This window comes from Methylobacterium sp. ME121, assembly GCF_000974725.1.
Taxonomy (GTDB): domain Bacteria; phylum Pseudomonadota; class Alphaproteobacteria; order Rhizobiales; family Beijerinckiaceae; genus Methylobacterium; species Methylobacterium radiotolerans.
The window spans coordinates 17,830-40,561 of sequence record NZ_BBUX01000006.1 but is presented as its reverse complement, the minus strand read 5'-3'; the positions used below and the strand labels follow the sequence as shown (position 1 = coordinate 40,561).

General features: G+C 72.4%; 23 protein-coding genes and 1 pseudogene. 12 read left to right on the top strand and 12 right to left on the bottom strand.

Annotation, left to right across the window (positions count from 1 at the left end):
• Positions 1-15: 15 nt before the first annotated feature.
• A complete protein-coding gene (locus ME121_RS06925) occupies positions 16-507 on the bottom strand; it encodes an Rrf2 family transcriptional regulator (protein WP_029359850.1) in 492 nt (163 codons plus the stop codon).
• Positions 508-699: 192 nt separating this feature from the next.
• Here ME121_RS06925 and hmpA point away from each other — a divergent pair, with 192 nt between their 5' ends.
• A complete protein-coding gene (gene hmpA, locus ME121_RS06920) occupies positions 700-1,941 on the top strand; it encodes an NO-inducible flavohemoprotein (RefSeq protein ID WP_059408567.1) in 1,242 nt (413 codons plus the stop codon).
• 7 nt (positions 1,942-1,948) lie between these two features.
• On the opposite strand, the gene ME121_RS06915 is transcribed toward hmpA, so the two are convergent.
• Positions 1,949-2,767 (bottom strand): AraC family transcriptional regulator, encoded by an 819-nt coding sequence (locus ME121_RS06915; protein WP_024829195.1) that lies wholly within the window; start codon positions 2,765-2,767, stop codon positions 1,949-1,951.
• Between the two features lie 62 nt (positions 2,768-2,829).
• Between ME121_RS06915 and ME121_RS06910 the strand changes: the two genes are divergently transcribed.
• Entirely contained in the window at positions 2,830-4,026 is a 1,197-nt protein-coding gene (locus ME121_RS06910; protein ID WP_059408566.1) for an MFS transporter, read from the top strand.
• Positions 4,027-4,090: 64 nt separating this feature from the next.
• Positions 4,091-4,600: a GNAT family N-acetyltransferase gene (locus ME121_RS06905; RefSeq protein ID WP_012320582.1), complete on the top strand. Its 510-nt coding sequence runs from the start codon at positions 4,091-4,093 to the stop codon at positions 4,598-4,600.
• A 37-nt stretch (positions 4,601-4,637) separates the two neighbouring features.
• Here the strand turns inward: ME121_RS06905 and ME121_RS06900 are convergent, their stop codons facing one another.
• Both ME121_RS06900 and ME121_RS33405 read right to left on the bottom strand, forming a co-directional pair.
• Positions 4,638-5,798 (bottom strand): multidrug effflux MFS transporter, encoded by a 1,161-nt coding sequence (locus ME121_RS06900; protein WP_012320583.1) that lies wholly within the window; start codon positions 5,796-5,798, stop codon positions 4,638-4,640.
• A gap of 176 nt (positions 5,799-5,974) precedes the next feature.
• Positions 5,975-6,946 carry a c-type cytochrome gene (locus tag ME121_RS33405; RefSeq protein WP_024829192.1) on the bottom strand — a complete coding sequence of 324 codons (972 nt, stop codon included), beginning with the start codon at positions 6,944-6,946 and terminating at the stop codon, positions 5,975-5,977.
• A 366-nt stretch (positions 6,947-7,312) separates the two neighbouring features.
• Here ME121_RS33405 and ME121_RS06890 point away from each other — a divergent pair, with 366 nt between their 5' ends.
• The gene (locus ME121_RS06890; RefSeq protein WP_012320585.1) at positions 7,313-8,056 is read left to right on the top strand and encodes a 3-deoxy-manno-octulosonate cytidylyltransferase; all 744 of its coding nucleotides are present in this window, start codon (positions 7,313-7,315) and stop codon (positions 8,054-8,056) included.
• Between the two features lie 24 nt (positions 8,057-8,080).
• A complete protein-coding gene (locus tag ME121_RS06885; RefSeq protein WP_012320586.1) occupies positions 8,081-8,938 on the top strand; it encodes a prephenate dehydratase in 858 nt (285 codons plus the stop codon).
• Between the two features lie 4 nt (positions 8,939-8,942).
• Here ME121_RS06885 and ME121_RS06880 read toward each other — a convergent pair whose 3' ends face one another.
• A complete protein-coding gene (locus ME121_RS06880; RefSeq protein WP_012320587.1) occupies positions 8,943-9,668 on the bottom strand; it encodes a tyrosine-protein phosphatase in 726 nt (241 codons plus the stop codon).
• Between the two features lie 209 nt (positions 9,669-9,877).
• Here ME121_RS06880 and ME121_RS06875 point away from each other — a divergent pair, with 209 nt between their 5' ends.
• Complete coding sequence (locus ME121_RS06875; protein ID WP_012320588.1) at positions 9,878-10,384, top strand: GNAT family N-acetyltransferase; 507 nt, start codon at positions 9,878-9,880, stop codon at positions 10,382-10,384.
• Positions 10,385-10,495: 111 nt separating this feature from the next.
• Positions 10,496-11,029 carry an inorganic diphosphatase gene (gene ppa, locus ME121_RS06870; RefSeq protein ID WP_012320589.1) on the top strand — a complete coding sequence of 178 codons (534 nt, stop codon included), beginning with the start codon at positions 10,496-10,498 and terminating at the stop codon, positions 11,027-11,029.
• Between the two features lie 42 nt (positions 11,030-11,071).
• Here the strand turns inward: ppa and ME121_RS06865 are convergent, their stop codons facing one another.
• Positions 11,072-11,605 carry a gamma carbonic anhydrase family protein gene (locus tag ME121_RS06865; RefSeq protein WP_024829190.1) on the bottom strand — a complete coding sequence of 178 codons (534 nt, stop codon included), beginning with the start codon at positions 11,603-11,605 and terminating at the stop codon, positions 11,072-11,074.
• A 157-nt stretch (positions 11,606-11,762) separates the two neighbouring features.
• Between ME121_RS06865 and ME121_RS06860 the strand changes: the two genes are divergently transcribed.
• A complete protein-coding gene (locus ME121_RS06860) occupies positions 11,763-12,041 on the top strand; it encodes a hypothetical protein (protein ID WP_053621504.1) in 279 nt (92 codons plus the stop codon).
• A gap of 366 nt (positions 12,042-12,407) precedes the next feature.
• Here ME121_RS06860 and ME121_RS33400 read toward each other — a convergent pair whose 3' ends face one another.
• Both ME121_RS33400 and ME121_RS06850 read right to left on the bottom strand, forming a co-directional pair.
• Complete coding sequence (locus tag ME121_RS33400; RefSeq protein ID WP_165851008.1) at positions 12,408-12,572, bottom strand: hypothetical protein; 165 nt, start codon at positions 12,570-12,572, stop codon at positions 12,408-12,410.
• Between the two features lie 94 nt (positions 12,573-12,666).
• Positions 12,667-13,182 carry an META domain-containing protein gene (locus tag ME121_RS06850; RefSeq protein WP_012320594.1) on the bottom strand — a complete coding sequence of 172 codons (516 nt, stop codon included), beginning with the start codon at positions 13,180-13,182 and terminating at the stop codon, positions 12,667-12,669.
• Positions 13,183-13,403: 221 nt separating this feature from the next.
• Here ME121_RS06850 and ME121_RS06845 point away from each other — a divergent pair, with 221 nt between their 5' ends.
• The 4 genes and pseudogenes from ME121_RS06845 to ME121_RS06830 all read left to right on the top strand — a co-directional run bounded on the left by ME121_RS06845 (position 13,404) and on the right by ME121_RS06830 (position 16,081).
• On the top strand, positions 13,404-13,727 hold the full coding sequence (locus tag ME121_RS06845) for a helix-turn-helix domain-containing protein (RefSeq protein ID WP_024829187.1): 324 nt from the start codon (positions 13,404-13,406) through the stop codon (positions 13,725-13,727).
• A 177-nt stretch (positions 13,728-13,904) separates the two neighbouring features.
• A pseudogene (locus ME121_RS06840) lies at positions 13,905-14,643 on the top strand (PIG-L deacetylase family protein).
• Positions 14,640-15,233: an SAM-dependent methyltransferase gene (locus tag ME121_RS06835; RefSeq protein ID WP_012320597.1), complete on the top strand. Its 594-nt coding sequence runs from the start codon at positions 14,640-14,642 to the stop codon at positions 15,231-15,233. The pseudogene ME121_RS06840 and the gene ME121_RS06835 overlap by 4 nt, the downstream one beginning before the upstream one ends.
• Entirely contained in the window at positions 15,230-16,081 is an 852-nt protein-coding gene (locus ME121_RS06830) for a glycosyltransferase family 2 protein (RefSeq protein WP_012320598.1), read from the top strand. Before ME121_RS06835 ends, ME121_RS06830 begins: the two co-directional genes overlap by 4 nt.
• Positions 16,082-16,270: 189 nt before the next feature.
• Here ME121_RS06830 and ME121_RS06825 read toward each other — a convergent pair whose 3' ends face one another.
• From ME121_RS06825 to ME121_RS06810, 4 genes are all read right to left on the bottom strand, one after another.
• Positions 16,271-17,242 carry an HpcH/HpaI aldolase/citrate lyase family protein gene (locus ME121_RS06825; protein ID WP_059408565.1) on the bottom strand — a complete coding sequence of 324 codons (972 nt, stop codon included), beginning with the start codon at positions 17,240-17,242 and terminating at the stop codon, positions 16,271-16,273.
• A 188-nt stretch (positions 17,243-17,430) separates the two neighbouring features.
• Complete coding sequence (locus tag ME121_RS06820) at positions 17,431-20,181, bottom strand: phosphoenolpyruvate carboxylase (protein ID WP_059408564.1); 2,751 nt, start codon at positions 20,179-20,181, stop codon at positions 17,431-17,433.
• A 223-nt stretch (positions 20,182-20,404) separates the two neighbouring features.
• Positions 20,405-21,295, bottom strand: coding sequence for a succinate--CoA ligase subunit alpha (gene sucD, locus ME121_RS06815; RefSeq protein WP_010687110.1), 891 nt, complete (start codon positions 21,293-21,295; stop codon positions 20,405-20,407).
• Between the two features lie 16 nt (positions 21,296-21,311).
• Complete coding sequence (locus ME121_RS06810) at positions 21,312-22,490, bottom strand: malate--CoA ligase subunit beta (protein WP_012320601.1); 1,179 nt, start codon at positions 22,488-22,490, stop codon at positions 21,312-21,314.
• Between the last annotated feature and the right edge of the window lie 242 nt (positions 22,491-22,732).

Sequence of the window (22,732 nt, the reverse complement as noted above, 5' to 3'; positions counted from 1 at the left end):
GCGGCGCGCGGGCCGTCAGGTCTCCGGCAGGCCCGCGGCACCGGCCGGCATCGGCGGCTCGCCGCCCGGAGGCCCGGCGAGGCCCAGCAGCGCCGCGATCGCGTCGCCGTCCGGCGAGCCGAGCAGATCCGCCAGGGTGTAGCGGTCGAGGACGGCGAGGAACGCCGCCAGAGCCTCCCCCAGCACCCGCCGGAGCCGGCACGGGGCCGTGATGGCGCAGGCGCCGCCGCCGAAGCACTCGACCAGCGCCAGGTCGTCCTCGGTCTGGCGCACCACCGCACCGACGACGATCTCCCCCGGCGGCATCGCCAGGCGGAGGCCGCCGCCCCGGCCGCGGATCGTCCGGATCAGGCCCAGCCGTCCCAGCTGGTGGACCACCTTGGTCAGGTGATTCTCCGAGATGCCGTAGGCGCGGGCGATCGCGGCGATGGAGCTCTGCTCGGGCTCGTGGAGCCCGACGTAGATCAGCGTGCGCAGCGCGTAATCCGTGTAGCGGGTCAGGCGCATCTCAACTCCAGAAGACGATCTCTGCCGTGGGGCGATGCGGTGTCCGCCGCGAGCCGCGTCCGTACGCCCTGCGGAGGAGCGGCACCACCGCCGACGCGGGGCCGAGCGCCGCCCCATAAGATATATTTCGATTGCACCTTTTCGAGGGGCGCGCTAGAAGATGCATGTCGTACGCACCTTCTGAGCCGTGCCATGCCCGCGCCCCTGTCCCCCGCCACCGTCGCTCTCATCAAGGCTACCGTCCCGGCCCTGGAGGCCCACGGCCTCACCATCACGCGGCGCATGTACGAGCGCCTGTTCGAGAACGCGGAGATCCGCGACCTCTTCAACCAGTCCCATCACGGCGAGACCGGCGCGCAGCCGAAGGCCCTGGCCCAGGCCGTGCTCGCCTACGCCCGCAACATCGACAATCTCGGTGTGCTGGCCGGAGCGGTGGAGCGCATCGCGCAGAAGCACGTCGCCCTGAACATCCTGCCGGAGCACTATCCCCACGTCGCCGACGCGCTCCTCGGCGCGATCGGGGACGTCCTCGGTGAGGCCGCCACGCCGGAGATCGCCGCGGCCTGGGGGGAGGCGTACTGGTTCCTGGCGGAACTGCTGATCGGCCGGGAGGCCGCGATCTACCGCGACCACGCCTCCGAGCCGGGCGGCTGGAACGGCTGGCGCGACTTCGTGATCGAGAGCGTGACCCAGGAGAGCGAGACGATCCGCTCCTTCGTCCTGGTCCCAGCCGATGGCGGCCCGGTGCTGCGGCATCGGCCGGGCCAGTATCTCGGCTTCCTCCTGGACCTGCCGGGCCGCGGCGTGCTGAAGCGGAACTACTCGGTGTCCTGCGCGCCGAGCGACCGGGCCTACCGCATCACCGTCAAGCGCGAGGCGGCGCCGGGCCGGCCGGCCGGGATCGCCTCGAACTGGCTGCACGACCACGCACATCCCGGCACCGTGCTGAAGGTCGCGGCTCCGGCGGGCGATTTCAGCCTCGAGGCCGAGAGCGACGCGCCCGTGGTGCTGGTCAGCGGCGGCGTCGGGCTGACCCCGATGATCAGCATGCTCGAGACCATCGCGGCGGACAGCCCGGACCGGCCGACCTGGTACGTGCACGGCGCCCTGTTCGGCCGCGTGCACGCCCTGCGCGACCACGCCCGGGCGCTCGCGGCGCGGGCCCGCAACGCGCGGCTCGTGACCTTCTACGCGGAGCCCGAAGCCGCGGACCGGCCGGGTGAGCACTACGACGTCCAGGGCCTGATCACGGCGGACTGGCTCGTCGAGCACACGCCGCACGACCGAGCGACCTACTATCTGTGCGGTCCCAAGCCGTTCCTTCGGGATCTCGCCACCGGCCTGCTGCGCCGCGGCGTCCCGGCCGAGCGGGTGAAGTTCGAGTTCTTCGGCCCGGCCGACGAGCTGTTCGAGGAGCCCCGGCAGGCGGCCTAGGCGGCGCTCAAGCCGGCCCGGCCGCGGAGCGGGCGCTCCGCGGGCCGAGCACCCGCGCCACGGTCGTCCGCAGGGCCTGCGCGCTTCGGTAGCCCACCGCCGCCGCGACCGCCCGCGGCGGCCGCCCCTCGGCCGCGAGCGCCAGCGCCCGGATCACGCGGGCCCGGGCCCGCCAGTCGCCGAAGCTGAGGCCCGTTTCCGCACGGAAGCCGCGCGTGAGCGTGCGGCGGCTCGCGCCGGCCCGGTCGGCCCAGGCGTCGAGATCGGCCTCCGAGGCCGGATCCTCGATCAGCGCGAGGCAGACGCGGCGCAGGCGCGGGTCGCGCGGGAGCGGCAGCGCCAGCGGCGTCGCGGGGGCCCGGCCGATCTCGTCGAGCACCAGGGCGGCGAGGTGGCCGCCGCGGCCGTCGACCGCGTAGAGCACCGGCTCCTCCGCCAGCGCCGTGAGCGCCGAGGCCAGGAGCCGCGACACCGCGATCACCCGGCAACTCGCCGGGAAGGACCGGACCGCGGCGGGATCGAGATAGGCCGAGCACATCGAGACCGCGCCGTGGGTCGCGACCGCGTGCGGCAGCCGCGGCGGGATCCACAGGGCGTGCCCCTCGGGAACGACCCAGGTGCCGTCCTCCGCGAAGGCCATCATCAGCCCGGACGTGGCGTAGAGCAGCTGCGCGCGGGGATGGAAGTGCCGGTCGAGATGCATCCCGGCCGCGTAGGTCTTGGGCATCACCGCGACCGGGCGGGGTACGTCCTGATAGTCGGCCGCCTCCGTCGACCGCCCCGCGGCGGCGCGCGCCCCCGTCAACATTGGCCCGTTCGCGTACATATCCGGCCCAACACCGCCATCGGGTCAGGCTATCAGGGAGCCGTCCCGGAGGATACGCCGCGATGGATTCGGATACACTGTCCCGCCGCACCCTGCGCTTCGTGAACGTCGCGCACGCCCTCGACCACTTCGTGCTGCTGATCTACCCGACCGCGGTCATCGCCATCGCGGCCCAGACCGGGCTCGGCTACGGCGAGCTGATCGGGCTCGCCACCGGCGCCTTCGTGGCCTTCGGCCTGTGCTCGCTGCCCATGGGCTCGCTCGCCGACCGGTTCGGGCGGCGCAACATGCTGGCGGTGTTCTTCTTCGGCTACGGCCTGTCCTGCCTCGGCGTCGCGAGCGCCTCGACGCCGCTCGGCTTCGCCCTCTGGCTCTGCGTCCTCGGGCTCGCCTCGGCGATCTACCACCCGGTCGGCTCGGCCATGCTGGTGACCCATGCCCGCCGGCTCGGGCACGATCTCGGCATCAACGGCGTCTGGGGCAATTTCGGCGCGGCCGCCGCCTCCGGCCTCACCGCGCTGCTCGCCGCCACGATCGGCTGGCGCGCGGCCTTCGTCGTTCCCGGCCTCGTCTGCCTCGCCTGCGGGGCGGCGTTCGTGGCGCTGGTCCCGGGCGACGGCGACGCCGCGGGAAGGAAGGCCGGCGGCGCGGCGGTGATCCCGGTGACCCGGCCCTGGGCCCTCATGGCGATGTTCGCCCTGTCGATCTTCGCGGGCGGCCTGACCTTCAACCTGACGACGATCAGCCTGCCCAAGGTGATCGACGAGGGCGTCGGGCAGGCGCTGCCGCTGGCGCTGACCGGCTCCCTCGCCACGGGCGTCTTCCTGTTCGGGGCGCTGATGCAGCTCGCCATGGGCCGGCTGATCGACCGCTACAGCCTGCCGTCCCTGTTCGTGGCGCTCTCGGTGCTGCAGCCGCTGGGGCTCGGGATCGCGGCCGTCTCCACCGGCCTGCCGCTGCTCGCCGGGCTCGTCCTCGCCATGACGGCGATCTACGGGCAGGTGGTGATCAACGACGCGATGATCGCCCGCTACGTCCCGCCCGCCTACCGGGCCCGCGCCTACAGCGTGCGGTACTTCGTGGGCTTCACGGCGAGCGGCTTCGTGGTGCCGGCGATCGCCCTCCTGCACGACCGCGGCGGCTTCGCGCTGGTCCTCGGCGTCGCCTCCGCCTGCGGCGCGGTGATCTGGCTCTCGGCCCTGGGCTTCCTGAGGCTGACGCAGGGCGGCGAACGGCCCGCGCTGGCCGCCGCCGAGTAGCGCGACGGTTTGCGGGTCCGGCCCGGCGCTGCTACGCGGCGGCCGTCCGACCCGCGAGCACCCCGTGACCGATCTGTCCCTCGTCATCCGGCCGGAGCGGCCGGAGGATGCCCCCGCCATCGAGCGCCTCCATGCCCGGGCCTTCGGCCCCGGCCGCTTCGCCCGCACCGCCTACCGCCTCCGCGAGGGCGCGGCCGAGCGGATCGACCTCGGCATCACCGCCTCGGTCGGCAGCTTCCTCGTCGGCTCGGTCCGGATGGGTCCGGTGCGGACCGGGGCGACCCCGTTCGTGATGCTCGGCCCCCTGGCGGTCGATCCGAGCTTCGAGGGCCGCGGCATCGGCGGCACCCTGACCCGCGCGGCGATCGACGGGGCGCGGCGGGCGGGCGAGGGCCTGGTGATCCTCGTCGGCGACGCGCCCTACTACGCCCGCTTCGGCTTCACGCCGGTCCCGCCCGGGCGCCTGACGCTGCCGGGGCCGGTCGACCCGGCGCGCCTGCTGTGGCTGGAACTGGCCGACGGTTTCGGCGCCGGCGCGTCGGGCGCCGTGGAGGCGCTCGGCCCGACGCGGTGACGGAGACGGTCCCGCGCCGCCGTCGCGCGCGGTCCCGTCAGGCCCGCCGGAGCGCCAGCGCGGCGATCAGGCCGGCCGCGAGCAGGGCGAGCGCCACCGGCGTCGCCGAGGTCGCGGGCCACGCGGAGGCGGCGACCGTGAACAGCGCCCCGAAGGTCATCTGCGTGAAGCCGTAGAGGCTGGACGCCGAGCCGGCCGCGTGCGGGTCGACGTTCATCAGCCCCGCCACCGCGTTGGGGCTGAGCAGGCCGACGCCCACCGCGTAGGCGAAGAGCGGCACGATCAGGCTGACCACGCCGAGCATGCCGGTGCGGTCCACGAGCAGCAGCGACAGCGCCGCGCCGATGCAGAGGAGGTTGCCGCTCCGCGCCGCCTTGCGGATCGGCACCCGGGCGGCGAGCCGGCTCGCCAGGACGGCCCCGCCGACCATGCCGAACACGACGATCAGGCAGTCGAACCCGACCTCCTGCGAGGAGCGCCCGAGCCGGTCCACGAGGAGGAACGGCGCCACGGCCAGGAAGGCGTAGAGGCTGGTGCCGCCGCAGGCCCCCGCCACCAGGTAGGCGCGGAACACCGGGACGCGCACCAGCCGCAGGTAGCCGGACAGAACGGCGACGAAGCCCGGCAGCGCGACCTTGTGGCGGTTGGTCTCGGGCAGGGTGAAGACCACGAGCGCGCCCAGCACGGCGACGAGGCCGGCCAGCACCACGAACACCGCGCGCCAGCCGAAGGCCTCGTTCACCACGCCGCCGATCGCCGGGGCCAGCGCGGGCGTGAGCGTCATCGCCGTGGTGAGGATCGCGAGCTTTCGGGCGGCGTCCTCGCGGGTCGAGACGTCGCGGACCATCGCCCGGCCGATCACCAGCGAGCCGCAGGCGCCGAGCGACTGCAGGACACGGGCGACGAGCAGGACGCCGATATTCGGCGCGGGGATCGCGAGCAGCAGCCCGGCGAGGTAGAGGCCGAGTCCCCCGATCAGGATCGGGCGCCGCCCGTACCGGTCCGAGAGCGGCCCGTAGAGGAGCTGACCGCCCGCGAGCCCGATCAGGTAGACGGTGATCGTCAGCTGGGCGCCAGCGGCGTTGGTGCCGAGGTCGACGGCCGCCGCCGCCAGCGCCGGCACGAAGATGTGCAGCGCCACCGTTCCGGTCATGGTCACGGCAACCAGGAGCGGCAGGGGTGCCCGGCGCTCCGCCACATCGGGACTTCGATCAGCCAAGGGGTCCTACGCGGTTCTCGATCCGGCAGGATGCCGGGGCGCGGCCGCCTTAGAGCAAGGGCCGCGCCCGGAGCCATGCCGGCGGAACGCGCCAGACACGCGAGGGGCGGGACCGTCCCCGGCCCCGGACCCGGACCCGGACCCGGAGGTGCCGCCTACTCCTTCGGCAGCGGCTGCGGGGTCGGCAGCGGCGCGTTCAGATCCTTGGTCGGGCCGCCGACCTCGAGATCCTTCGCCCGGTCGACGGCCTCGGGATTGGCCTGCGCGGGCGGCTCCTTGGCGGCCGGCGCCGTCGGCGCGGTCGGCTCGGCGGGGATCAGGCTCGAGGGCTGGCCCTGCTGGTCGCTGTCGTGGGCGCTGGCCGGCGGGGCCGGCGCGTTGCGGTCGCTCGACTCGCCGGTCGTGCGCGGGCTGCCGGGCGACTTCGCCTCGACCGGCTTGGCGGTGCCGGTATCGGCGGGCTTGGCCGGGCTGTCCTTGCCCTCGGACGCCTTGCCGGCGGCAGGCTTGTCGGCAGACGGCTTGTCGGCTGCGGGCTTGTCTTCGGGCTTGGCCGCGGCGGGCGCGGCCGCCGGCGCGGCGTCGCTCTTCTCGACGGCCGGCAGCGGCTTCGGCGATTCGGCGAGCGTCCGCAGGTAGGCGATGACGTTGGCCCGCTCCTGCGGCGCGGCGATGCCGGCGTAGGCCATCTTGGTGCCCTTCACGTAGGCCTTCGGGCTCGTGAGGAACTCGTCGAGGTCGGCGTAGGTCCAGGTGCCGCCCTTCTCCTTCATGGCCGCCGAGTAGTCGAAGCCCGCATGCGCGCCCTTCGGCCGCTCGACGATGCCGTACAGGTCGGGACCGACCTTGTTGGGGCCGCCCTTCTCGAAGCTGTGGCAGGCGTGGCAGGCCTTGGTGCCGGCCTCGCCCTTCTCGACGTTGGCGCTGGCGAGGCGGACGGCGATCGGCTCGACCTTGGCCTCGGGCGCCGCGGAGGCGGCCTCGGGCTGCGGCTCGGGCAGGTCGTAGCCGGCTTTGCCCGCCGGCTTCGGGTGATAGATCAATTCGGCGACGAAACCCGATCCGGCCGCGAACAGAAGGGCGCCGAGGACTGCACCCAGGACCTTGTTCACCTCGAACGAGTTCATGCTCTTCTCGCAACTCGGCCGTGCCGATCGCGCGCCTGACACGGGCGAGCGGGCTCGGACACCGGACATTGGAAGATTTCGAGGTTGCCTTAGCGGTTCCGGGCGGTTCCTGACAATGCCGCAGGGGCGTTCCGCGTCGCTCCAGCGCAGGATTGTTCCACCGAATTGCCCAGCTTGTCACCAGGTGGCACCTTTTCTCCACCGCGGTCCGGCCGCATCCCGGCCCTCTGCCCGGCCCTCTGCCCGGCCCTCTGCCCGGCCCTCGACCGGCCCGTTTCCGGGGACGACAACCGGGGGCCGGCCTGTTAAGCAGCCGGCCGCCTCCCGCCGCGGCCGCTCGACCCGCGCTTCCGGATCCGAATCTCGATGTCCGATCCCCTGGTCCTGATCCCGGCGCGCCTCGCCGCGACCCGCCTGCCGAACAAGCCGCTGGCCGACATCGCCGGCGAGGCCATGATCGTCCATGTCTGGCGCCGGGCCGTGGAGGCCGGCATCGGCCCCGTGGTGGTCGCCACAGACACGGCGGAGATCGCCCGCACGGTCGAGGCCGCGGGCGGCCTCGCGGTGATGACCCGGGCCGACCATCCGTCGGGATCCGACCGGCTCGCCGAGGCGCTGGAGATCGTCGATCCGGAGGGGCGCCACGACGTGGTCGTCAACGTGCAGGGCGACCTGCCGACCATCGACCCGGCGATCATCGGCGCCGCTATCGTGCCGCTCGCCGACCGCACCGTCGACATCGTCACCCTGTGCGCGCCGATCACCGATCCGCACGAGGCCGACAACCCCAACGTGGTCAAGCTCGTCGGCCACGCGGTCGGTCCCGGGCGACTGCGCGCCCTCTACTTCACCCGCGCCCGCGCGCCCTGGGGCGACGGGCCCCTCTGGCACCATATCGGCCTGTACGCCTACCGGCGCACGGCGCTGAGCCGATTCGTGGCCCTGCCGCCCGGCGAGCTGGAGGTGCGGGAGAAGCTGGAGCAGCTGCGGGCCCTCGAGGCCGGCATGCGCATCGATGCCGCCATCGTCGACGACCTGCCGCTCGGCGTCGACACCCCCGCCGACCTGGAACGGGCCCGCGCCCTGCTGCAGGGCCGGCGCCTGAACTGACACGCCGAACGAATCCGCGCCGCCATGACCGACCGCACCATCGCCTACCAGGGTGAGCCCGGGGCCAACTCGCACATCATCTGCGCGGAGGCCTACCCGGACTGGACACCCCTCCCCTGCCCGACCTTCGAGGACGCCTTCGCGGCGGTGACGGAGGGGCGCGCCCAGCGGGCGATGATCCCGATCGAGAACTCGATCGCGGGCCGGGTCGCCGACATCCACCACCTGATCCCGATCTCGCCGCTGCACATCGTGGCCGAGCACTTCCTGCCGATCCACTTCCAGCTGATGGTCCTGCCGGGCACGAAGCGCGAGTCGCTGAGGAGCGTCCACAGCCACGTCCACGCGCTGGGCCAGTGCCGCCGGATCATCCGGCGGATGGGCCTGAAGGCCGTGGTCGCCGGCGACACCGCCGGGGCGGCCCGCGAGATCGCCGAGATCGGCGACCCGAGCCGGGCGGCCCTGGCGCCCGCGCTCGCCGCCGAGGTCTACGGCCTCGACATCCTGGAGCGCGACGTCGAGGACGAGGCGCACAACACCACCCGGTTCGTGGTCTTCTCCCCCGAGCCCGTGCCGGTCGCCCAGGGCACCGAGCCCTGCGTGACGAGCTTCGTGTTCCGCGTCCGCAACATCCCGGCCGCCCTCTACAAGGCGCTCGGCGGCTTCGCGACCAACGGCGTCAACATGTCGAAGCTCGAGAGCTACATGGTCGACGGCGAGTTCACCGCCACGCAGTTCTACGCCGAGGTCGACGGCCACCCGGAGGATCCGGGCCTCAGCCGCGCGCTCGACGAGCTCGGCTTCTTCTCGCGCGAGCTGCGGGTGATCGGCACCTACCCGGCCCACCCGTTCCGGGAGGCGGCGCGGCCGGCGGCGGAGTGAGCCCTCACTCCCGCCGGAGCACCCGGTCGGCCGCCAGATCCGACCAGAAGCCCGGCCGGAAGTCGCGCTTGAGCGCCTCGGGATCGTAGACGGTCTCGACCCAGGTCAGGAAGTCGAGGCCCTTCGCCTCGCCCTCGGCGCGGTACCGGGCGAAGAACGCGTCGAGGATGCCGGTCTTGGCGAAGCGGAGATGGCCGTAGCGGGCGGAGAGCTGCCGCGCGGCCTCGGCCACCGGGCGGCCCTCGTGCAGGATCAGGTACAGGGCCGAGGCGAGGCCGGCCCGGTCGGCGCCGGACTTGCAGTGCATCACGGCCGGGTACTCGATGCCGGCGAAGAACGCCTTCGCGCCGAGGATGGTGGCCCGGTCGGGCGCCTCCCGCGAGCGGAGCACGAACTCGACGAGCTTGAGCCCGTGGCGCTCGCAGGCCTCGCGCTGGAGCGGCCAGGACCCGTGCTCGCGCCCGCCGCGCAGGGAGATGATCGTCCGCACCCCCTCGGCCCGGAAGCGGGCGAGCTGGTGGGGACCGGGCTGGGCCGAGCGCCAGAGGGCGCCGGACCCGACCCGGTGCCGATTGAGGTAGGCGAGGCGGAAGACCCCGTGGTCCATCAGCAGCATGTTGGCCCAGGCCATCAGCCGGTCGCCGGGGCCGGCGATCGGCCGCTCGAAGCGGGCGATCCGGGCCATGCGCCGCGCGTAGCGCGTCTCGGGCTTGAGGAAGCGGTTGAACAAGGCCGTGCTGCCGAGGGAACGAGCCCGGGCTCTACCAGCCACCCGCCCACCCCGCAATTCGCGGGCCGGCAGGTGACCGGCGGGCGGGCAACGCCCCGGAGCCGGCGCGATCCGGCGCCATTCTTGCCTTCACTCCGCCCGGATCGGCACCGAACCTGCGCGGGCCGCGCGAGTTATCCGCCGGTCGGACGATCGGAGGCCCGAAGCCCATGAGCACGCGCACCACGAGCATCCGCCGGGCCCGCGAGGCCGATCTCGGCGGCTTGTCCAAGGTGTTCGATGCGTCCTGGCGCGAGGCCTATCGCGGAATCATCCCCGGCGTCGCCCTGGAGCGGCTGATCGCCACCCGGGACCGGGCGTGGTGGCGGGGCGCCCTGCGCCGCGGGCGGCCGATCGCGGTGGTCGAGACGGGCGAACTCGTCGTCGGCTACGCGGCCTACGGGCGGACGCGCAGCCGGTCGCTCGGGACCGAGGCCGAGATCGACGAGCTCTACCTGCTTCCGGAGTACCAGGGCGTCGGCCTGGGCCGACGCCTGTTCCGGGCGGTGCGCAACGACCTCGCGGATCACGGCCTCACGCGGCTCGGCGTGTGGAGCCTGGAGGACAACGCCCGCGCCAGCGCCTTCTACGAGGGGCTCGGCGGCGTCGCCGGTCCGCGGGTGCTGGACCGGGTGGCGGGCCTCCCGCTCCCCAAGGTCGGCTATCTCTTCGGCTAACGTTTTCCAGCGCTCGTTGCCGGGCCGCACCATCGACTGATTTGCTTTGCCAAGCCGCGCCTCTAAGAGAGCCGGGAAGCGGACGAGACCGCATTCCGGAAGCGACACGCCATGAAGATCGACGCCATCCCGCTCGGCAAGAAGCCGCCGCACGACGTCAACGTGATCGTCGAGGTGCCGCTCGGCGGCGAGCCGATCAAGTACGAGATGGATAAGGAATCCGGCGCGCTGGTCGTCGACCGGTTCCTGTACACCCCGATGTTCTACCCCGGGAATTACGGCTTCATCCCCCACACCCTGTCGGGCGACGGCGATCCCTGCGACGTTCTGGTGGCCAACACCCGCGCCGTGCTGCCGGGCGCGATCATCAGCGCGCGTCCCGTGGGCGTCATGGTGATGCAGGACGAGGGCGGCGAGGACGAGAAGATCATCGCGGTGCCCTCGCGCCACCTGACCAAGCGCTACGACCGCGTCGAGAACTACACCGACCTGCCCGAGATCACGATCCAGCAGATCCAGCACTTCTTCGAGCACTACAAGGACCTGGAGCCCGGCAAGTGGGTCAAGTTCGTCCGCTGGGGCGACAAGGAAGAGGCCCACCGGCTGATCGAGGAGGCGATCGAGCGCGGCAAGGCCAAGAAGTAAGGGCGGCCCGGCCGCTCCCGCCCGGGGAGCGGCCCGTACCCGTCAGCCGTCGATGCGGCGCAGGCCCGCCCGGTAGCGCCGGGCATTCTCCACGTAGCGCTGGGCGGCCTGCCGCAGGCCCTCGATCGCGGCCTCGTCGAGGGTGCGCACGGCCTTCGCCGGCGCCCCGACGATCAGGCTGTGATCCGGGAATTCCTTGCCCTCGGTGACCAGCGCGTTGGCGCCGACGAGGCAGCCGCGGCCGATCCGGGCCCCGTTCAAAACCGTCGCCCCCATGCCGACGAGGCTGCCGTCCCCGATGGTGCAGCCGTGCACGATCGCGCCGTGCCCGATCGTGACGTCGGTCCCGATGTCGAGGGGAAAGCCGGGATCGACGTGCATGATCACGCCTTCCTGGACGTTGGTGCGGTCGCCGATGCGGATCGGCTCGTTGTCGCCGCGCAGGGCCGCGCCGAACCAGATCCCGACATCGAGGCCGAGATGCACGCGGCCGACCACCTGCGCGTCGGGCGCGATCCAGACCCGGTCAGGGTCGGCGAGGTCGGGGACGTGATCGTCGAGGGCGTAGAGCGGCATGGCGGCCTTTCGGAGGGAGTGGTCGTCCCGACCGCGCGGCGCGGCCGGGATCGCGACGGATGACGCGCAGCGCCTGTCGCGGGAATGGTACGGCGCGCCCAGGCTGCCAATGCTAGGCTGGCTCCGCAAGCGGTCGCGACCCGGATGGGAAACAGAGATGGCACGGCTCCCGGCCCTGATCGGTCTGACGGCGCTCCTGCTGACACACGGGGCCAGGGCCGCGGATCTGCGGGAGGCCGGACCGCTCGGGCGGTTCCGGGCGACCTGCGAGGATCTCGGGACCTTCTGCTTCGCCGATGCCTGTGGCGGCGACCAGATCGCGGCGGCCCAGGGCTGCCGGGCGCGCTGCCCGAGCGCGTCGATCGTCGAGGTCGTCCCGGCCGCCTGCCCGCTGTCCGAGGGCCGGCCCCTGACGGTCCTCCGGCGCCGCGGCTGAGATCCCGCCGCGACCGCTCCCCGGGCGAAATTCCGCGTCCGCGGCAACGAAACGCGGAACGCGGCATTGATCGTTCGCGAACAGGTGAACAAGGGGACGCGGACAGATGCTCGCGAACGCGCGCGATGCCCGCAGGCGCACGGGGCTGACGAGCGATCTGCGTCCGCCCGAAGCGGGCCCGAACGCCGACCCCGTCCTGTACGGCGTGGCCGCAGGTCTGGCCGCCCTGTTCCCGCCGGTCATGCTGCGATCGGAGACGGCGCCGGAACCGCGTCGCCCCTCCGGAAGTCACCCCTCCGGAACCAACCAGTCGCGGGACACGACCGGCTCCCGGTGACCGGCGGCCCGCGCGGAGCGGTATCCGCCTCAGGCGGCGAGCCGGACGAGCAGGAGAAGCGTCGCCGCGACGGGGACCGCCGTGGCGAGCCAGAGGGCGCCGGGGTGGAACCCCTCGGGCCCCGAGAAGCGCGAGGTCCGCGTCACCGCGGGACGCAGGGAGTCCCCGCGTCCGATCCCGATCCCGACTGGCATCCGTGGCCTCCTCGATCCGCGAGGATTGAGCCTCGACGCCTCTCAAGGGCGTCTGAATCGGCGGCCGCCTTCGTCCGGCGTGGTGAACCGGACCTTAAAGGGCCCGGTCGAACTTCAGCTCGCCGTTCGGGCTCTTGAGCACCAGCTGCGAGCCGACCATGTCCCACACCGCCGAGGTGCGCAGGGCGATGAAGAAGGCCTGCTCGGTGGCCGCGAGGCCCTTGTCGCAGCTCTTCTTGGTCAGCGCGAGCGGGCCGACGGCGATGTGCTGCTCCTTGAGCGGGAACGCGGTGGCCGCGAAGGTGTTGCAGCCGCCGTAGCCGCGGGCGCGGTACTGCTTGTCGATGATGAAGCTCGGCCGGTCGCCGCCCGTGAACGGCTTGCCGTTCAGGCTCACGGCGGTCCAGGTCGAATCCAGCGGGAACATCTTCTCGCTGGCCTTGGTCCCCGGCACGTACTGGGGCTTCTTCTCCTCCTCGCCGCCCGGCCGGCGGTTGCCCCGGCCGAAGCCCGTGGGCGAGCCGCCCATCTGCGCCTGCGCCTGCGTCGCCGCGGACAGGTCCATGGCCAGCACGGCACAGGCCAAGCTCGCGATCAGCACCCCTCTCATCGTCCAGTCCCCATGTCGCGCGCGCCGCGCGCAGGTCACCCCGGTCCGGAAGCGCCGCGCCGGCCGCGCGGTCCGGCCCCTCGCGAGGCCGCTCCGAATCCTTGCGCCCTGGCGGATGCGACAGGATTTCAGCACAATTATGGTCGCGCTCGGCCGAAGACCGCCCGGAAACGATCCGGGACCGCAATCGTTGTTGATGATCGCGAAGCAGGAGGATGACCTTGGCAGGATCGGACGAGGGGGCGCAGAGCGGGAGCCGGGCGCTCGCCATGACCCCGGCGCAGTCGCGGGCGGCCCGCGGGCTGCTCGGCTGGTCGGAGGCCGATCTCGCCGGCAAGGTCGGCCTGGACGAGCGATTCGTGCGGGACTTCGAGGGCGGCTACAGCGATGCGCCCAGCGGGCAGGTCGAGGCCCTGCGCAGCGCTCTCGGCGCGGCCGGGGCGGTGTTCAGCGACGCGCCGACGCCCGGCGTCCACCTCGCTGCCGGCCGGGGCGTCGACGAGGGCACCCGCGCCGACGATCTGACGACCGAGAACGACCGCTAACACCCGCCGGCCTTCCCGAACGCGCCGCTCATGGCGCGTTCATGCGCCGCACCCGAGAACCGGGGACGCCCGAACCCGCGCACCGTCCCTGGAGCGTCCCGTGATCGATCCCGTCTGCAGCCCGTCGCGGTGCGACCAGCGCTCTCCCTCGGCCCCCGACCGGATCGGAGGCCGCTGATGCGCGCCGACGCCTTCCTGGCCGCCGCCGACGCGCTGCCCGTGGCGAGCCTCGACGCCCTCCTGGGGAGCCGGGGGGCTCGTGGTCGTCGCGCCCCATCCCGACGACGAGAGCCTCGGATGCGGCGGGCTGATCGCCGCCGCCCGGGCGTCGGGACGGCCCGTGCACCTCGTCGTGGTCAGCGACGGCTGCGGCTCGCACACGCATTCCCGCCTCTACCCGCCGGAGAAGCTGCGCGCCCTGCGCGAGGCGGAAACCCGGCGGGCCGTGGCCGTCCTCGGCCTCGGGCCCGATGCCGTCACCTTCCTGCGCCTGCCGGACGCGCACGTCCCGAGCGACGGGCCGGAGGCCGAGGCGGCCGCGTCCGCGGTGGCCAGCGCGGCCGCGGCGATCGGGGCCGGCGCGGTCTTCGTCACGTGGCGTCACGATCCCCACTGCGATCACAAGGCGGCCGCCGCGATCGTCGCCCTCGCCCGGCCGCGGATGCCGGGCGTGCGGGTCTACGAGTACCCCGTCTGGGGCTGGACCCTGCCGCCCGAGACCGAGGTCGGGCCGAGCCCGGCCGGCCTGCGCCTCGACGTCTCCGCCTATCGCGAGACCAAGGCCCGCGCCGTCGCGGCCCACGAATCGCAGACCACGAACCTGATCGCGGACGATCCCGAGGGCTTCCGTCTCGAGCCCGCCATGATCGACCGGCTCTGCGGCCCCTACGAACGCTTCGTCGCCGTGCCCGCATGACCCGGCGGACCCAGACCCTCCCGGAGGATTACTTCCTCGGCATCTACGCCAGCGACCCGGATCCCTGGCGCTTCACCACGTCGTCCTACGAGCGCGACAAGTACGCGGCGACGCTGGCGGCGCTGCCGAGGGCGCGCTACCGGGCCGGGTTCGAGCCGGCCTGCTCCATCGGCGTCTTCACGCACGCCCTGGCTGAGCGCTGCGATCGACTCCTGTCCACCGATCTGGTCCCGGCCGCCGTGGAGGCCGCACGGGCGCGCTGCGCGGATCGCCCCCATGTCGAGGTCCGGCAAGGCGCGATGCCTGCGGACTGGCCCGCGGAACGGTTCGACCTGATCGTTCTTTCCGAGTTCCTGTACTTCCTGGCGCCGTCGGATTTCGCCGCGCTCGTCCGCCGGGCCGGCGAGACGATCGAGCCGGACGGCGACATCGTGCTGGTGCACTGGCTGGGCGAGACCGACTACCCGCTGTCGGGCGACGGTGCCGCCGAGGCGTTCATCCGGCTGGCCGCGCCCTTCGCCCAAGTCCGGGCGCAGGCGCGGACCGCCGATTACCGGATCGACGTCCTGAGCGCCGGAGCAGCCCCGTGAGCGTCGCGGTCATCACCCTCAACAAGGGCCGGCGCGCGCACCTGACCCGCCTGCTCGAAGGCCTGGGCCGCGGCGATCCGCCCGATCGCTGCGTCGTCGTCGAGATCGGCGGCGACGCGGCGCCCTATCCGGACCTGCCCTTCCCGGTGGAGCGCGTGCCGTTCCCGCATGCCGGCCTGCCGCTCGCCGCGGCGCGCAATGCCGGGCGCCGGGCGGCCGGTGCCGACACGCTGATCTTCCTCGACGTGGACTGCATCCCCTCGGCGGGGCTCGTCGCCGGCCTGTCGCGGGCGGTGGCCGAGCGGGACGGCCTGATCTGCTGCGAGATCGGCTATCTGCCGGCCGGCGCGGTCACGGACGGGTGGCGCGCGGCGGATCTGGAGCGGCTCGGCCGGCCGCACCCCGTGCGGGTCTTCCCGCCGGCCGGTGCGGTGGCCCCGGCGCCGCAGCCCGGCCTGTTCTGGTCCCTCGCCTTCGCGGTGCGGGCCGCGACCTACGACCGGCTCGGCGGCTTCGACGAGACCTTCTCGGGCTACGGCGCGGAGGATACCGACCTCGCCTTCCGGGCCGAGCGGGCCGGCGTGCCGATCCTGTTCCTCGGCGGGCCCCGGGCCTACCACCAGCACCATCCGGGCTACGACCCGCCGCTGCAGCATTTCCGCGACATCGTCGCCAACGCGGCCCGCTTTCGCGACCGTCACGGGCTCTGGCCGATGGATGGGTGGCTCGACGGCTTCGCCCGGCTCGGGCTGATCGCGGCGGATCGGTCGACCGGGATCGTGGTTCACCGGGATCCGACGCCGGACGAGATGGCTGCGGCGCGGCTGCCGGACGATCGGCCGTTCTAGGGCCGTCGCGGCCGCCGCGCCGCAGAGTTGGTCCCTTCGCCCGAAGGGACAGGTGAGGGACGCGCCCGCTCCGGGGCCTTCTCCACCCTCAACCGAACGTGTCGGGCGGATCGCGGACGTGACCGCGGTCCGCCTCCCAGAGAGCCCCGGCCTCGGGCGCGTCGAAGCTCGGCGCGCCCGCGGGCGGCCTCAGCCCTTCATGGCGTTCGCCTTCTCGATCAGCGCCTCGGCCATGCGGATCGAGGCGATGTCGATGAGGCGACCGTCCAGGGACACGGCGCCGCGGCCGGCCTTGGCGGCCTCTTCCATGGCCTCGAGGATGCGGCGGGCCTTGGTGACCTCGGCCTCCGAGGGGGTGAACACCTCGTTGGCGAGCTCGATCTGGCTCGGGTGGATCGCCCACTTGCCCTCGAAGCCGAGGGCGGCGCAGCGGCGGGCGGCCGAGCGGTAGCCGTCCGGATCCGAGAAGTCGCCGAACGGTCCGTCGATCGGACGCAGACCATAGGCGCGACAGGCCACCAGCATGCGGTTCTGGGCGAACAGCCACGGATCCTGCCAGTGGGTCTGACGGTTGCCGGCCTCGTCCTTGTCGGTGAGCACCGAGAAGTCGGGGTTCACGCCGCCGATGACGGTGGAGCGGGCGCGGGTCGAGGCGGCGTAGTCGGCGACGCCGAAGGACATCGCCTCCAGGCGCTTGGACGACTGGGCAATCGCCTCGACGTTGGCCATGCCGAGCGCCGTCTCGATCAGCACCTCGAAGCCGATCTGCTTCTCGCGCTTCTTGGCCTGCTCGATCTGCGTGACCAGCACGTCGATGGCGTAGACGTCGGCCGGCACGCCGACCTTGGGGATCAGCACCATGTCGAGCCGTGGGCAGGCTTCGACGATGTCGACCACGTCGCGGTACATGTAGTGGGTGTCGAGACCGTTGATGCGGATCATCATGGTCTTGTTGCCCCAATCCAGGTCGTTCAGCGCCTGGATGATGTTGGTGCGGGCCTTCTCCTTGTCGTCGGGGGCGACCGCGTCCTCGAGGTCGAGGAAGATCACGTCCGCCGCCGAGGAAGCCGACTTCTCCATGAAGGTCGGGTTCGAGCCGGGCACGGCGAGTTCGGAGCGGTGCAGGCGCGGCTTGGCCTGCTGGATCAGGGTGAAGCTCATCTTGGGTTCTCTCTCCTGGTGACGGTTCTGGTGCCGTTGCGGGATGCGATCCCGTTCACCGGCGGCAAATGGCGCGCGCCGGACGCTCTGACAGAGCGCAGACGCGCGAATGGACCGGTTCCACCGGCGTCCGGCCGCAGCGCGGGTTCCCCCTCCCGAGCGGGAGAGGGCGCACGTTCTGCCCTCGCCTACCCGGTCGCCCCGAAGCCGACCGCGATGCAGTTGATGGACAGGAGCAGGGCCGACTTCACCGCCTCGCGCCGATCCTCGTCGGTCTCCGCGCGGTAGCGGGCGAGCAGCTCGACCTGCTCGCGGCTCACTTGATTGATGGTCGGGAGCCGGCCCTTCAGGCGGTCCCGGAACAGCGGGAAGCGCTCGGCCAGCTCCGTGCCGCCGCTCACCCGCAGCACCATCTCGCGGGTGAGCGCGTACTCGGCCTCGATCATCGAGAAGATCCGGTCCCGGGTTCCCGGGTCCGGGACGAGGCCCGCGTAGACGCGGGCGATATCGAGATCGACCATCATCAGCGTCTTCTCGACCTCGTCGAGGACGAGGCGGAGGATGCGGGATTCGGTGAACAGCCGCTTGAGCGCCGCCTCGCCGTCCCGACCGCGCACGTCGATGAAGCTCGCGAGCCCCGATCCGACCCCGTACCAGCCGGTGATCACGTGCCGGTTCTGCGACCACGCGAACACCCAGGGGATCGCCCGGAGGTCCGAGAGCGCGCGCGCGCCGAAGCGGCGGGCCGGGCGGGAGCCGATGTTGAGGAGCGCGATCTCGTCCAGCGGGCTCGCCGCCTGGAAGTAGTCGACGAGGCCGTCGGTCTGGAGCAGCTGGACGTAGGCCGCCCGCGAGGCGCCGGCCAATGCCTCCAGGGCGTCGTCGTGGCCCGGCCCCGCCCGCTCGCCGTCGCCCGCCAGCGCGTGCTCGAACACCGAGGCCGCCAGCAGCTCCATCTGGTAGGCGGCGGTGCCGCGGTTGGCGTACTTGAACGAGACGACCTCGCCCTGCTCGGTGGTGCGGAACCGGCCGCGGATGGAGCCCGGCGGCTGGGCCATGATGCCCCGGTGAGTCGGCACGCCCCCGCGGCTCACCGAGCCGCCGCGCCCGTGGAAGAAGGCGATCCCGACGCCGAGCTCCTCGCCGAGGCGGGTCAGCTTGCTCTGCGCCTTGTAGAGCTCCCAGTTGGCGGCGACGAAGCCGCCGTCCTTGTTGGAGTCGGAGTAGCCGATCATCACCTCCTGCACCCCGCCCTGCCAGCGGGTCGAGCGGCGCACCACCGGCGTCCCGAGCAGCGCCCGCATGATCGCCGGGGCGGCGCGCAGGTCGTCGATGGTCTCGAACAGGGGCACGATCGGCAGCGGGCAGATCTCCGTGCCGGCGGCGTCGAGGAACACCCCCGCCTCCTTGGCCAGCAGGTACGCGCCGAGCACGTCCTCCACCGAGCGGGTCATCGACAGCACGAAGGCGCCGAACGCCTCGCGGTCGAGGGCCTCGCGCATCTCGGCCACGAGGGCGAAGGTGGCGAGCGTCTCGCGGGCGGCGTCGGGCAGATCCTCGAAGGACCGCTCGGGATCGCGCGGCCGGGCGAGCTCCGCGTCGAGCCACTGGCGCCACGCGGCCGAGCCGAGGGCCGGCGGCTCGCCGTCGCCGTTGCGCTGGCGCCAGAGGGCGTGGAGCGTGTCGGTGGTCCGGGTGGTGTTCTCGCGCAGGTCGAGCCGGACCGTCGAGAACCGGAAGATCTCGACCATCCGCCGCACCGGGCGGACGAGATCGCGCGCCAGCGCCCCGCACTTGGCCTCGGTCAGGCCGCGCTCCAGGGTGCGCAGATCCTCGATCAGCCCGTCCGCGCTGGCATAATCGGGACCGGACGGGTGCTCGCCCTCGTTGCGGGCGATCGTCGCCTCGATCTTGCGCAGGACGCAGGACAGGTACTGTCGGTAGGGCTCGCCCGGGTTGCGCCGGGTGATGGCGCGGGCCTGGCCGCTCTCGGCGAGCTGCCGGTCGAGCTCCGCGCGGAAGCCCTCGGGCAGCGGCAGCGAGCGCTCGGTGAGCGACAGGGTCCGGCCCAACTCGCGCACGCGGTCGCGGTAGCGGGTGAGCGAGGCGAGCGCGTTGCGGTGCAGGGTCTGCCGCGTGACCGCGGCGGTGACGTAGGGGTTGCCGTCCCGGTCGCCGCCGATCCACGAGCCGAACTGGAAGAACGGCGGCACCCTGAACTCCGTGCCCGGATAGGTCTCGGCCAGCGCCTCGTGCAGCGCCTCCAGGGTCTCGGGCAGCATCTCGAACAGGGTCTCGTCGAAGAAGTGCAGGCCCCAGGCCACCTCCCGCTCGACGGTCGCCTTCTCCAGGTGCAGCTCGCCCGTCATCCAGACCAGCTCGATCTGGTCGCGCAGCTCGTTCATGAGCCCGTTGCGCTCGCGATCGGTCCAGCGCGGCATCTCCAGCTCGCGCAGCACGAGGTAGATCCGGCGGAACTTCTCCAGCACCGTGACGCGCTTGCCCTCGGTGGGATGGGCGGTCAGCGTCGGGCGGATGCGCAGGTCGGTGAGGAGCGCCTGGATCTTCTCGGGCGGCACCCCCTGTTTGCGCGCGTCAGCGAAGACCTTCGCGAACGAGCCGCTGAGCGCGGCCCGCCCCTCCGTGCGCTCGACGTGCCGGCGGCGGCGCATCGCGGCGTTCTGCTCGGCGATGGAGATCAGCTGGAACCAGATGCCCTGAACCTGCAGCGCGCGTGCGAGCATCTGCGGCGAGAAGCGCGAGATGTCGGCCGTGCCGTGCAGGACCGCCTCGAGGTCGGGGTCGTGCCGGCGGGCGACGTCGAGCAGCGCCTGGAACAGGATGTCCAGCGCCTGCTCCGACGACGTGCCGACGATCACCGGCGGCGCGAAGGCCGTGGCATCGACGAGACCGGGGGTTGCGTGAAGCGTGCGGGTCATGGGGCCACCTCGTGGCGCTCTTTCTTGAAGGACGAGGCGCGACGCGCCCCCTCCCCTCTCTGCGGGGGAGGGTGGCCCCCGCGTCAGCGGGGGTCGGGAGAGGGGAGCGCCATTTCCGGAGAGGTCGCGACGGGAGCTGAAAGCCCGCACCGTCGCGCTGCCCCTCTCCCGCCGCGCATCCGGGGGCACCCTCCCCCGCAGAGGGGGAAGGGGTGCAGCGCGGCTACGCCGCCCGGGCGAGCACGTCGGCCACCGTCTGGCCGAACGAGCCCGGATCCGGCGCTACGGTCAGCCCGTACGAGCGCATGATCTCGGCCTTCTCGGCGGCGCTGTCGCCGGCCGCCGAGATGATCGCGCCGGCGTGCCCCATGCGGCGCCCCTTCGGAGCCGTGAGTCCGGCCACGAACCCGATCACCGGCTTCGACATGTTCTCGCGGATCCAGGCCGAGGCCTCGGCCTCCTGCGGGCCGCCGATCTCGCCGATCATCAGCACCGCGTCGGTGTCCGGGTCAGTCTCGAACAGGGCGAGGTGGTCGAGGAAGGACGAGCCGTTGATCGGGTCGCCGCCGATGCCCACCGAGGTCGAGATCCCGAGCCCCAGCTCCTTGAGCTGAGAGGCCGCCTCGTAGCCGAGCGTGCCCGAGCGCGAGATCACCCCGACATTGCCCGGGAGGTAGATGTGGCCGGGCATGATGCCGAGCATGGCCTTGCCGGGCGAGATGATGCCGGCGCAGTTCGGGCCGACCACCATCGTCCGCTTCTCCTTGGGATAGCGGTAGAGGTAGCGCTTCACCCGCATCATGTCCTGGGCGGGGATCCCGTCGGTGATCGAGCAGACCAGCCGCAGCCCGGCATCGGCCGCCTCCATGATCGCGTCGGCCGCGAAGGGGGGCGCCACGAAGGTGATCGAGGTCGTGGCCCCGGTCGCCGCCACCGCTTCCTTGACGGTGTTGAACACCGGCAGGCCGAGATGGGTGCGCCCACCCTTGCCCGGGGTGACGCCGCCGACGACGTTCGTGCCGTAGTCGAGCATCTCCTTGGCGTGGAAGGTGCCCTTGTCGCCCGTGATGCCCTGGACGATGATCGGGGTGGTCTCGTCGATGAGGATGCTCATGGCGCGGTCTCCCCTCTCAGTGCTGGGTCTTGGCGGCGGCGCAGGCGTCGACCGCCTTCTTGGCCGCCTCCGCCAGGGTGTCGGCGGTGATGAGATCCAGGCCGCTCTCGGCCAGGATCTTCTTGCCCGCCTCCACGTTCGTGCCGGCGAGCCGGACCACCAGCGGCACGTCGATCTTCACCTCGCGGGCGGCCTGGACGACGCCCTCGGCGACCCAGTCGCAGCGGTTGATGCCGGCGAAGATGTTGACCAGGATCGCCTTCACGTTGCGGTCGGAGAGCACGAGCCGGAAGGCCGTCGCCACCCGCTCAGGGGACGCACCGCCGCCGACATCCAAAAAGTTCGCCGGCTCGCCGCCCGCGTGCTTGATCATGTCCATGGTGGCCATGGCCAGCCCCGCGCCGTTGACGATGCAGCCGATCTCGCCCTCGAGGCCGATGTAGCTGAGGTTGTGCTCGGCGGCCTGGGCCTCGCGGGGGTCGCCCTGCGACGGGTCGTGCATGTCGGCGATGCCCGGCCGGCGGAACAGGGCGTTGTCGTCGAAGCTCATCTTGGCGTCGAGCGCCAGCACCCGGTCGTCCTTGGTCACGACGAGCGGGTTGATCTCCAGCATGGTGCCGTCGCAGTCGCGGAACGCCCGGTAGGCGTTCATGATCGTCTTCACCGCGGCCGAGACCTGCTTGATGTTCAGCCCGAGCTGGAAGGCGATCTCCCGCGCCTGGAACTGCTGCAGGCCGACCGCCGGCTCGACCACCACCTGGATGAGCGAATCCGGCTCCTTGGCGGCGATCTCCTCGATGTCCATGCCGCCGCGCTGGCTGGCGATGACCCGGACGCGCTCGGCCTTCCGGTCCAGCACGTAGCCGAGGTAGAGCTCGCGCTCGAACGGGTCCGCGGTCTCGACGTAGACGCGCTGCACCGGCTTGCCCTCGGGCCCGGTCTGGTGCGTGACGAGGCGCTTGCCGAGGAGGTCCTTGGCGGCGTCGCGGACCTCGTTGTAGGTCCGGCACAGCTTGATGCCGCCGGCCTTGCCGCGGGCGCCCGCGTGGATCTGCGCCTTCACGGCCCAGAACGAGCCGCCGAGTTCGGTCGCCGCGTAGACCGCTTGGTCCGGGCTGAAGGCGATCGCGCCTTTCGGGACGGCCACGCCGAAGCTCGCGAGCAGCTCCTTGGCCTGATACTCGTGGACGTCCATTCGGCGCCTCCTCCGCGGTTCGTTGCCGCCGTTGACGCCATCTACTTTAGTTGAGTCGAAAGATTACGCCCGTCAAATTTTTTGATCTCGGGCTTGACGACGGCTTTTTCGCATCCGCAGCACGGATCGTATTCGATATTGCGACGCAACATACAGAAAAACAACGAGGCCGGGGCATGATGCACCCGGCCTCGATTGTCGATCCGATGGACTTTTCTTCAGAACGCTTCGTTCGAGGCGCC